Source organism: Azospirillum picis (assembly GCF_017876115.1).
Lineage (GTDB): Bacteria > Pseudomonadota > Alphaproteobacteria > Azospirillales > Azospirillaceae > Azospirillum > Azospirillum picis.
The window spans coordinates 170,418-180,537 of record NZ_JAGINO010000013.1 but is presented as its reverse complement, the minus strand read 5'-3'; the positions used below and the strand labels follow the sequence as shown (position 1 = coordinate 180,537).

The 10,120-nt window shown below is 68.9% G+C and carries 8 protein-coding genes, 1 pseudogene and 1 other annotated feature; of the genes and pseudogenes, 7 read left to right on the top strand and 2 right to left on the bottom strand.

What is annotated here, in order from left to right:
• Both J2850_RS18125 and J2850_RS18120 read right to left on the bottom strand, forming a co-directional pair.
• Positions 1-186: transposase (locus J2850_RS18125; protein ID WP_209984199.1), on the bottom strand; the 186-nt coding region annotated here is incomplete at its 3' end.
• Positions 187-230: 44 nt separating this feature from the next.
• Entirely contained in the window at positions 231-614 is a 384-nt protein-coding gene (locus J2850_RS18120) for a hypothetical protein (protein WP_209984195.1), read from the bottom strand.
• A gap of 146 nt (positions 615-760) precedes the next feature.
• Here J2850_RS18120 and J2850_RS18115 point away from each other — a divergent pair.
• The 7 genes and pseudogenes from J2850_RS18115 to J2850_RS18085 all read left to right on the top strand — a co-directional run bounded on the left by J2850_RS18115 (position 761) and on the right by J2850_RS18085 (position 10,055).
• Positions 761-1,992: pseudogene (locus tag J2850_RS18115) on the top strand (IS3 family transposase).
• Positions 1,045-1,161: a sequence feature (AL1L pseudoknot), on the top strand. Its footprint overlaps the pseudogene before it by 117 nt.
• Positions 1,993-2,881: 889 nt before the next feature.
• Positions 2,882-3,328 (top strand): curli assembly protein CsgF, encoded by a 447-nt coding sequence (locus J2850_RS18110; protein ID WP_209984192.1) that lies wholly within the window; start codon positions 2,882-2,884, stop codon positions 3,326-3,328.
• Between the two features lie 115 nt (positions 3,329-3,443).
• Positions 3,444-4,514 (top strand): CsgG/HfaB family protein, encoded by a 1,071-nt coding sequence (locus J2850_RS18105; protein ID WP_209984189.1) that lies wholly within the window; start codon positions 3,444-3,446, stop codon positions 4,512-4,514.
• A 122-nt stretch (positions 4,515-4,636) separates the two neighbouring features.
• Complete coding sequence (locus J2850_RS18100; protein ID WP_209984186.1) at positions 4,637-5,599, top strand: hypothetical protein; 963 nt, start codon at positions 4,637-4,639, stop codon at positions 5,597-5,599.
• A 110-nt stretch (positions 5,600-5,709) separates the two neighbouring features.
• The gene (locus J2850_RS18095) at positions 5,710-6,306 is read left to right on the top strand and encodes a hypothetical protein (protein ID WP_209984183.1); all 597 of its coding nucleotides are present in this window, start codon (positions 5,710-5,712) and stop codon (positions 6,304-6,306) included.
• A gap of 992 nt (positions 6,307-7,298) precedes the next feature.
• Complete coding sequence (locus J2850_RS18090) at positions 7,299-9,092, top strand: ParB/RepB/Spo0J family partition protein (protein WP_209984181.1); 1,794 nt, start codon at positions 7,299-7,301, stop codon at positions 9,090-9,092.
• Between the two features lie 72 nt (positions 9,093-9,164).
• Positions 9,165-10,055, top strand: a complete 891-nt coding sequence (locus J2850_RS18085) for a DUF932 domain-containing protein (RefSeq protein WP_209984179.1) — start codon at positions 9,165-9,167, stop codon at positions 10,053-10,055.
• The last annotated feature ends 65 nt before the right edge of the window (positions 10,056-10,120 follow it).

Below are 10,120 nucleotides of genomic sequence, written 5' to 3'. Positions count from 1 at the left end.
TAGCTGGTCGTAGTCGCCGGGCGTCAACTCAGCGGCGATCGGCTGAACGCTCTTGCGTTCCGTGCGGCCGCACAGACCGCGGATGTACACCGGAGACCAGCGGCGTCGAGCCTTGTGACCGAGAGCGTCCAGAAACGGCTCCAGCCAAGCATCCAACTCGCCTTCCCATGTCCGAACCTCCAGCATGATTGCCTCCAGCGCAGCTCACCCCTTGGGCTGCACAACAGCCATCATCTCGTGCCATCACGCCGGAACTGCCAAAGTAGTGCTAGGGTGGCGGCGACGATGCCGGGCTCGGTTGGCGGGAGCCAGAATTCGTCGGTGTTGTGCATGCCGAACAAGCGTCTGGCGCGGGGATAGTGGGCTGCCATGTCGACCGCCAACACTCGGTCGAACGCGATCGTCGCATCAGCCTCGGGCGGCAGATCGGCTGGGGCGGTCACAACCCGGAGGCCCTGTTCGCGGGCAAACTCAGCGGTTATTCCCACGGCTGCGGTGAAGATGGCAACCTCATGCCCCAATGCCGGCAGATGGTCAGCAACCTCAAGACGAAGCTTTGCAACCCGCCTGGATCGGTCATCGCCCGCAAAGCCATAACGACCTTCATTGGGCATGCTCCCGCAGCATAGCGGCCGCAACCGCGCCATCTTGGAAAGGGGCATAGGTGCCACGCGCGTCAAGCACCTGGTAACGCAGCGCCCCCAGACTGAACCGCCCCGGGTTTCCCGGAGGCCCCATCTTCTGAGAGAGTGGGGCGATTATGACGAAGCAGGCATCACCCAAATACGCTCCTGAAGTGCGCGAGCGCGCGGTTCGGATGGTGTTCGAGCACGAAGGCGAGCATGCCTCGCAGTGGGCGGCGATCAGCTCGATCGCGGCAAAGATCGGCTTCAATCCCGAGACGCTACGAAACTGGGTCCGGCAGGCCGAGCGTGACCAGGGCAAGCGGCCAGGTCCGACAACGGACGAGCAGGAACGGATCAAGGCACTGGAGCGTGAGGTGCGGGAGCTGCGCCAAGCGAACGAGATCCTACGCAAGGCGTCGGCGTATTTCGCCCAGGCGGAGCTCGACCGCCCATTCAAGAAATGATCGCCTTCATCGACGCGCACTGCGTCGTTTACGGGAGCGAGCCGATCTGCCGAGTGCTGCCGATCGCCCCGTCGACTTACCACGCCCATGCCGCCCGGTGGGCCGATCCGTCCAAGGCGCCAGCCCGCTCGCGAAGCGACGCGCGGAGCTGAGTGGGGCTATCCGGCGGGTCTGGGACGCGAACTTCCAGGTTTATGGGGTGCGTAAAGTCTGGCGGCAGTTGCGGCGGGAAGGTATCGATGTGGCGCGCTGTACGGTTGCCCGGCTGATGAAACACATGGGTCTGAAGGGGGCGACACGGGGGCAAGACGGTCCGCACCACGATCAGCGAACGGGCGGCATCATGCCCCGCTGGCCGGGTGAACCGGCAGTTCCAGGCGCCGCGTCCAAACGCCTTGTGGTTGGCCGATTTTACGCACGTATCGACATAGCAGGGCTTCGTCTACGTGGCCTTCGTCATCGACGCCTTCGCGCCGCATCGTGGGCTGGCGGGTGTCCAGCACAGCCCACGTCGGCTTCGTTCTGGATGCGCTCGAACAGGCACTTCACTACCGCCGACCGGCCAAGGGCAGCGGCCTCATCCATCACTCCGAGAGGGGATCGCAATCGTTGCGATCCGCTACACCGAGCGTCTCACCGAAGCTGGGGTCGAGCCCTCCGTGGGCAGCGTCGGCGATTCCTACGATAACGCGTTGGCCGAGACCATCAACGGTCTCTACAAGACCGAGGTGATCCGACGCCGCGGGCCCTGGCGCACCTTGGAGGCTGTCGAGTTCGCCACGCTGGAATGGGTCGACTGGTTCAACCACCGGCGCCTCCTCGAACCCATCGGCAACATTCCTCCCGCCGAGGACAAAGCGCGCTACTATGCCCAAACCGAGGACGTCGCCATCGCGGCGTGACTCAACACAAATGGCCTCCGACAAACCCGGGGCGGTTCACTGGCCGGCGGCTGGCCTGCGCTACAGACATTCATGCGATTTCCCGTTTGGCCGTGCCGACAGTGCGCGCGCTCGTACTGCTCCGCTCGGCAACGTGGCGGAGGTTGGTAATCCTTCGGCTTCTCCAGAGGATGACGCGCATTCCGATGCCTCCTCGGGCTTCGACCTGCGCAACGATGCTGTCTTTAAAAGACTCGTTGGAGCGGACCTCCACCCGAAGGGCGCGGACCGCAAGCCAGCTACCCATGAGGATTTATAGCCAAGAGGGAACTTGGGCTGTTGGCTGTCAGGTCTTCGTGCTCGGTGATCTGAAGCGGATACGCATATCAGCGGGACCTGACGACTGCCAGGAGCGATGCCAAGCCACCGCGGCGCAGGTACAAGGGGGCAGTCACTCGTGCTGCAGGTCTGCGCCGATCCGAGTGGCAGGGAGTGGTCCGCCCTGATTGGCCGGCAGGCAGGGCTCTTTGGTCAGAAAGCCTTTTGGGCAAGAGGCCAAGAGGGCAAAGGGTTTGTTGGTCTTGTGCTTCTCACTGCTGACTGCGCCGAACCGGCCATCATGGTGCTGTGCCTTCTGGCGCACGGACTCTGCTTGCGATACGGAAAAAACACGTGGGATTTGCTTCGGATTTGTGCGGACCCTGTTGGGGTTAAGCCGGCGCACGCTGGTACCTCAATCTAGTTAGAAATGATTTTATCCGTTTTCCGAGTTTTATTTCAGAGATTGTAGGAATAGCGTCTGCTTCGTTGATGCCAAGCGCGATAAGGAAAGTGGAGGGTTGGTTTCCTCCGAATATTTCTTCTGGGTGAAAAAATCTGATGGCCAACGCGCCAGACGGAGGCAAAAGGAATGCAACAGCACCGCCTCTCTATAGTTTTCTTGTCTCTTCTCGTGCTTCCGCCGCTATTCTGGACAGCATTGCCCGCTTGCGCCGGTGAACTGGTCTACACGCCGACAAACCCCTCTTTCGGCGGCAATCCCTTCTACAGCGATCATCTCCTTGGGATCGCCAACGCCAACAACAAGTTCGAGAAGCCCAGCAGCAACAGCGGCCTTCTCACGCAGCAGGACCCGTCCAAGGAGTTCGAACGGGTCATCCAGAGCAGCCTGCTCAGCCGGATCTCCTCGCAGATCGCCGATCAGATCTATGGGGAGAACGCCCGGGACTCCGGCCATTTCGTCATCGGCAGCACGACGGTCGATTTCACCAAGGGCGGTGGAGCGACCTCGGTGACGATCAGCGATGCCTCTTCGGGAGGCCAGACGGTCATCCAAATCCCGACGCCGGGCTACTGAGCCCCAATCATCCGGTCCCAACCATCCGGTCATCGCCCGCTCTGCGGTCCGGTTCCATCCTCGCGGCCGGAGCCAAGGCGCCCGCTTGCCCGGGTTTTCCATGCGGACAGAAATCATGCGGATCAGCTCCCTCCTGCTGGCCGGCGCCTGCGCGCTTGCCTTGGCCGCCTGCTCGGCCACCCGCCCGGAAACGGCCTTCTCCGAAGCGCCGCGGCTCGAGCCGAAAACCGACATGCTGGACGACCTGATGGCGCTTCCGCCGCCGGCGCGCCAGCTGACGGTCGCGGTCTACAATTTCGAAGACCAGACCGGGCAGAACAAACCGAACGAGACTTTTTCCGAATACAGCCGCGCCGTCACGCAAGGCGGCGCCACCATCCTGGTCAATGCGCTGGAGCGGGCCGGTCGCAAGTCCTGGTTCAAGGTCGCCGAGCGCCGGGGCCTGCCGGCTTTGCTGCAGGAACGCCAGATCATCCGCGCCATGCGCGAGAGCTATGGCGGCGGCCCGCAAACCCTGCCGCCGCTCACCTACGCCGGCCTTCTGCTCGAAGGCGGGATCATCGGGTACGACAGCAACACGCTCACCGGCGGCTTCGGCGCCCGCTTCCTCGGTGTCGGCGGCGACACCCAGTACCGCCGCGACACCGTCACCGTCTATCTGCGCGCGGTGTCGGTGCAGACCGGCGAGGTCCTCAAGAGCGTCAACACCACCAAGACCATCTACTCCGTCCTTCTGCACGGTGACGCCTTCCGTTACATCGGCTTCAACAAGCTGCTGGAAATCGAGGGCGGCATCACCACCAACGAGCCGGTCCAGTTGGCGGTGAAGCAGGCGATCGAGAAGGCGGTCTTCACCCTCATCATGGAGGGTGCCCTCGACGGCTACTGGCAGTTCCGCGGCCCCGAGGCGCAGCCTTTTCTCGACCATTACATCCAGGAACGCGACGGCATCCTCGAACGCACCCGCATCCAGGCGAGGGCTGAGGACATGCAGGCCGAACCGCAACCCGTCATCCTGCCGCCGCCGGCGAGCCGCACGCCAACCGGCGGCAACGGGGAACGCAGCATGGTGCCGCCGGTCGGCTCGCCGCAGGCACAGTCCGGCGGCCCCACCTATGTCCTGCCGCCCACCCCCTCCCGCAACGATCTGCCTCCGGTCCCCGTCCCCCCTCCCGCCGCCCGCTGAGGGCGGGTCGGCCGGTACGCACGAGCAGCGTGCCCCGTCGATCCACAGGCCTTTTCCGCAAAAAGCGATTCGTTTGGCTCTTTTAGAAGCCGCACCCCAATAAGTTCAGGGAACCACACACCATGAAGACCATTCTGCTCTCGTCCGTCGCCGCCCTCGCGCTCGCCCTCGCCGCGTCCGCGGCCTCGGCGCAGTCGGCGCACAATGCGGCCTACATCGACCAGGCCGGCCTCTCCAACACCAACAGCCAGACCCAGGAGGGGGGATCCCACAACCTGACCAGTACCGTCCAGCGCGGGACGTCCAACAGCGCGATGACGCTGCAGAGCGCCGGCGCGTCGAACCGGGCCTACAGCACCCAGGACAACACCGGCAACAGCTCCTCGCAGACGCAGAGCCGCGGCGAGCGCAATGAGCTCACCTCCACGCAGGTGGGGACCGGCGGCAATGCCGTGACGCAGAGCCAGAGCGGCGGAACCTACAACCGGGCCTGGGCGACCCAGTCGGGCAGCGACAACAGCATCGGGCAGACCCAAGTCGCCGGGCATGACAACCGCATGGAGAGCCGCCAGGCCGGTGCCGGTAACGGCTCGACCCAGCTCCAGCTCCTGTCCGGCGACAGTGCCGCCTATGTCGACCAGATCGGCTCCGGCAACCTGGCCGGCCAGACCCAGTCCGGTCGCCAGCTCAACGCCCGCATCTACCAGGATGGTCTGCACAATGCTGCGACCCAGGGCCAGACCGGCGTGAACGAGGTCGCCACGATCACCCAGACGGGGGCCTTCAACAGTGCCACCCAGGGCCAGGCCGGTGCCGGCAACACCGTGTCGGCGCTCCAGGAGGGCCGCAACAACCAGATGCTCCAGCTCCAGGCCGGCACCGGCAACACCGCCTCGTCCCGGCAGTATGACGGCGGCAGCGCCGGCAACTGGGGGGTGCAGACCCAGTTCGGCGACGAGAACACCGCCTCGCTGTACCAGAACGGCAACGGCAACCGCTCGTTCCAGTCGCAGAGCGGCAACAACAACACGCTGGTGGCCTCGCAGGCCGGCACCGGCAACCACAGCACCCAAATCCAGCGCTGAGCGACAACGCTGGGCGTTCCGGCGGCGGGAGCCTCCCGCCGCCGCCTCCTTGGAGACGCAAACCCATGCGCAATCCTGCCACATCCCGGTCTGCCACAGCCTGGCCTGCCATGGCCCTGCTCGTCGGGCTCGCGGCGTCGTCCGCCGCCGCCAGCAGCATCGCCTACATCGACCAGGTCGGAGAGGGAAACTGGGCCCGGCAGGTCCAGTCCGGGGGGAATCTCGCCAGCATCCGGCAACTGGGGGCCGGGCACTGGGCCGAGCAAGTCCAGGCCGGTGCCAACCAGGCAAGCATCATGCAAACCGGCCAATATCACAGGGCGTCGACCGACCAGAGCGGAACCAACGCCGCCGCGGTCGCCCAGGCCGGGGCGGGCAACGGCGCCAGCCTGTTCCAGGATGGCGCCGCCAATCAGGCAAGCGTCAGGCAGTCGGGCTCAGGGAACCGGTCCAGCGTGACCCAGCGGGGCAGCGCAAACACCTCCTCGACCATTCAACGGGGCTCGAACAACCAGGCCGAGCACAGCCAGGATGGCGCACGGAACGAGATCACCACCGTCCAGGAGGGAGCCAGCACCCTGTCCGTCACCCAGAACGGCAACAACAACAGCTTCGACAGCCAAATCCGCAACGGAGGACAGGGATTGCGGATCCAGCAGAGCGGGTCCGGGCTGGACATCAAGGTGATCCAGAGCCCCGGCCGCTGATGCGCAGGTCAGCACCGGCGATGCCAGGACCGGACGGGCTGCAGGCGGGCCGGCGGTGCGGGCATGCGGCCTCACACCTCCGGCCATGATCCAGGCGGGCGGCCGGGGCGGTTGGAGCCCACTCCAGGTTGGACCCGACACGCGACCGCCCCGACGAGGCGCTGGCCGATCCGCTACGGCACCGGGGGGTGGCGCCGGTGCTGGCCAAATCGCCCGGGTGCGGGGGGGGGCGCGCCAGGCCGGCAGCGCCAACCGACCGGTGCCCCGGCGCTGTTTCGAGCGGCGGTGGTGGAGGCCGAATGGCAAGAGCCCATCCGGGCAAATGGGTACTCGCCCGGATGGGTATGCAGCCAAAGGGTCAATCCTGGCAAAGCCGGGGCTTACCAAGTGCCGAGCGGAGAACGGGCCGACGGTCAACCGGCCAGGCGGGCAATCATCCACAAACCCAACAAGCCAACAGGGTGTTTGAGTTGCTGTTTTGGCTGGCCCGGCCCGCACCCGTGCGACAGCCGTCCGGCGATGTCGCTCAGGCCGCCTTGCCAGGCGTCCGCCCGAGCGCCGCCACCAAGGCGGTCCCCATCGGGTTCCCATCGCTCAGCCTTGCCTTCCGGACTGGGGCCGATGTGCCAGCCGAGCCCGCGGCATGGCACCATCCTGCCGGCGACCGGCGCCCCAGCACGGGTGGTGCCTTCGCGCGGCCAGGAATGCGGGCGACCCGCACGTCTTCCTCTTCCAGCGCGATTGCGGAAGCGGGGCAGCTGGAAGGCCGCCATGCCGGCTGCGCCGCTTGCATGCCGGGCTCCGGCCTGTGCGCGGTGGTGGACGCGCCGCGAAGCCAGGGGCAGTCAGGACGGCAGGGGGCGTTGGGGTGACCTGCCGGACAGGCAGGCGGTGGCCGGACCGCGGCAGCACGAAGGTCCGCGCCGCTCCTCCCCATGCGCCGGGCGGCCGGGCACGGCCGGCCGGCGAGCCAGCCCCGGAGTTCCCGTCCGATGAAGACCATCCTGATCCCGCTCGACCGGCTGCGGCTGGCCGACACCAACATGCGCGCCACCCGCCCGGCCGTCGTCCTCGACGAGCTGAAGGCCTCGCTGCTGGTCCATGGCCAGCTGCAGCCGATCCTGGTCACCCGCCATGGCACCGCCTTCGCCGTCATCGCCGGCGCCCGCCGCACCCTGGCCGCCCGCGCCCTGGTCGCCGAGGGCAAATGGCCGGCCACCGCCCGGCTGTCGGCGGTGTGCCGCCGCGCCGGCAGCCTCGATCCCTGCGAGATCAGCCTCGCCGAGAACCTCCAGCGCGTTGCCCCTTGTGTCGCCGACGAGGCCGTCGCCGTCGCCCGCCTGGTCGAGCAGGGTGCCGACCCGGCGGCGCTCGCCACCCGCTTCGGCCGCCCCCTGCGCACCATCCGACAGCGCCTGGCGCTGGCCGCCCTCAGCCCCCGCGTGCTGGCCGCCCGGCGCAGTGACGAGATCACGCCCGCGGTGGCCGAGGCGCTGACCCTCAGCCGGTCCCACGCCCAGCAGGACGAGCTGCTCGCTCGCGTGCTCGACCAGACCCCACCCGATGCCGCCCGCTACATCCGCGCCATCCTGCGCCGGACGCGGCTGCCGACCGCCAACGCCCTGCCCGGCGTCCGTGAGGCCTATCTCGCCGCCGGCGGCACGCTGACCCGCGACCTGTTCGACGAGGCCGACGGCGGGCTGGTCGACGATCCCGCCCTCTTCCTCTCCTGCCAACGCGCCGCCCTGCAGGCCGAGGTGGAGCGCCGTCGCGCCGACTGGGGCTTCGTCGAGCTGCGCGACGGTCCCGACGCCTGGAACTGGCGGCGCGCCTACCGCTCGCTCGCCCCGGGCGACGGCGCAAGCCCCGATCTCGACCGCCGCCGCTGCGGCGTGCTGGCGGTGCTCGGCGCCGACGGGGCCGTCACCTGGATCGAGGGGGTGGAGCGCCGTCGGCCGGCGGCACCACCGCCAGCCAAGCCGGCCGGCGGGGCGCCCTGCCTGGACGACATCCCGCCCTGGGAGGAGCTGCCGGCAGCGGAGCGGTCGGCGGACGCGCTCAGCCTGTCGGCGGCGGTGCGCGCCGCGAGCCTGCAGGCCGCCGTGCTTGCCTCCCCGGCCCTGGCCCTGCGGCTGGCCTGCTTCGCCTTGTTCGCTCCCGGCCAGGGGCCCTGCCGGCTCTATGGCGGCGACCCGCGGCTGCCGGCCGGCCGTAGCACCCTCCAGGCCAGCTGGGCCTGGGCGGCGCTGGAGCGGAGCCAAACCGCTTGGATGCAGCGGCTCGGCCTGCCTCCCGACGGCGGCGTGCCCGATCCGCTGGCGCTGTGGCGGCGGCTCGGCGATCCCGCCGTCACTCTGCCCGCGCTGTTCGCCTGGCTGGTGGCACGGCACTGCCGCCTCGGCCACGGCGAGGCCGGCCTCGCCATGCTGGTGGCCCAGGCGCTCGGCGTGTCGGTGGCGGGCGACTGGCGCCCCGACGCCGTCCTGCTGGAGCGGCTGCCCATGGCGATGCTGGCCGAGGTGGCCCAGGCCATCGCCCTGGCCTTCGCGGCAAGCCTGGCCGGCCGCCCCAAGGCCGAGATGGCCGAACGCCTCGCGCGCTGCCTGCAGGCCGACGGCACCGCCGACTGGCCGGCGCTGACCGGCGGCACCGTGTCGGCCGCCCGCGGTACCCTGCAGGCCGCCCGCCTTGCCGCCGCCCGCTGGCTGCCGCCCGGCACCGCCGTTGCCGGGGCCGACGCCGGCGCGCCTGCGGCCGCCGATGCTCCGGCGCTGGCCGCCGACTGAGCGGCAGTCAGGACCATACGGGACCGGGATGCCTGGACGACCCGGGCATTCCACCCCGCAAAGGAGGCCTCCATGGACATCACCGACCTGATGGACCGCCACGGCTTCGTACCGGCCGACCACCACGCTCCCCGCTTCTTCCCCGTCGACCTGGTGCCGCTCACCGCCGCCGGCAACGCCGCCCCCGGCTGGCGCGCCCTGGTGCGCACCGACACCGGCCAGCTGCTGCATTGCTGGCCCGACGGTTACCGGCTGGTGCCGCACGAGGCCGCCTGTGCCGCCTTTGACACCGCGCTGGCGGCGAGCCGGCTCGACACCCGCGGCCTGCGGGTGGCCACCGACCTCACCCATGACGGCCGCCGGCTGTTCCGCCAGTACATCCTGCCGGCGCACCAGGTGGAGATCCGCCCCGGCGACGCCACCGCGCTGCGGCTGGTCGGCTTCAACAGCTACGACGGCAGCTTGGCGGTGTCGTGGCGCGGCGGCGGCTACCGCTTCGTGTGCGCCAACACCGCGGTGATCGGCCGCGACATCGCCTGTGCCCGGGCTCGCCATTCCGCCGGCCTCGACATGGCGGCGCTGGCCCACGGCATGGTGGCGGCCTGCGAGCTCTATCTGGCCGAGACCGGCCGCTGGGCGGCATGGGCGCGGGTGCGGCTCGCCACCGACCAGGCGGTGCGGCTGCTGCGGGCGCTGCCCGGGGCGGGTGATGCCCTGCTCGGCCAGCTCACCGCCGCCTGGGTCGGCGGGCGCGAGGACGACACGCTGTGGGCGCTGTTCAACATCCTCACCCACTGGGCCACCCACGAGCCGGTGCGCGGCGCCAACCGCATGGCCAGGGTGCAGGCCCGCCAGGAGCGGGTGGCGCGGCTGATCGATGGCCGGACCTGGCGGCGGCTGGAAGATGAGGCGGGGTCGCAGGTCCCCTGTGGTGTGGCAGGGCCAGTCCCTTCATCTCGCTGACGATGGTGGCGGACTTGACCGGCGCCCTCAAGCCAGGCCCTGCGGGCCTCCGCCTCCGGCGGCTG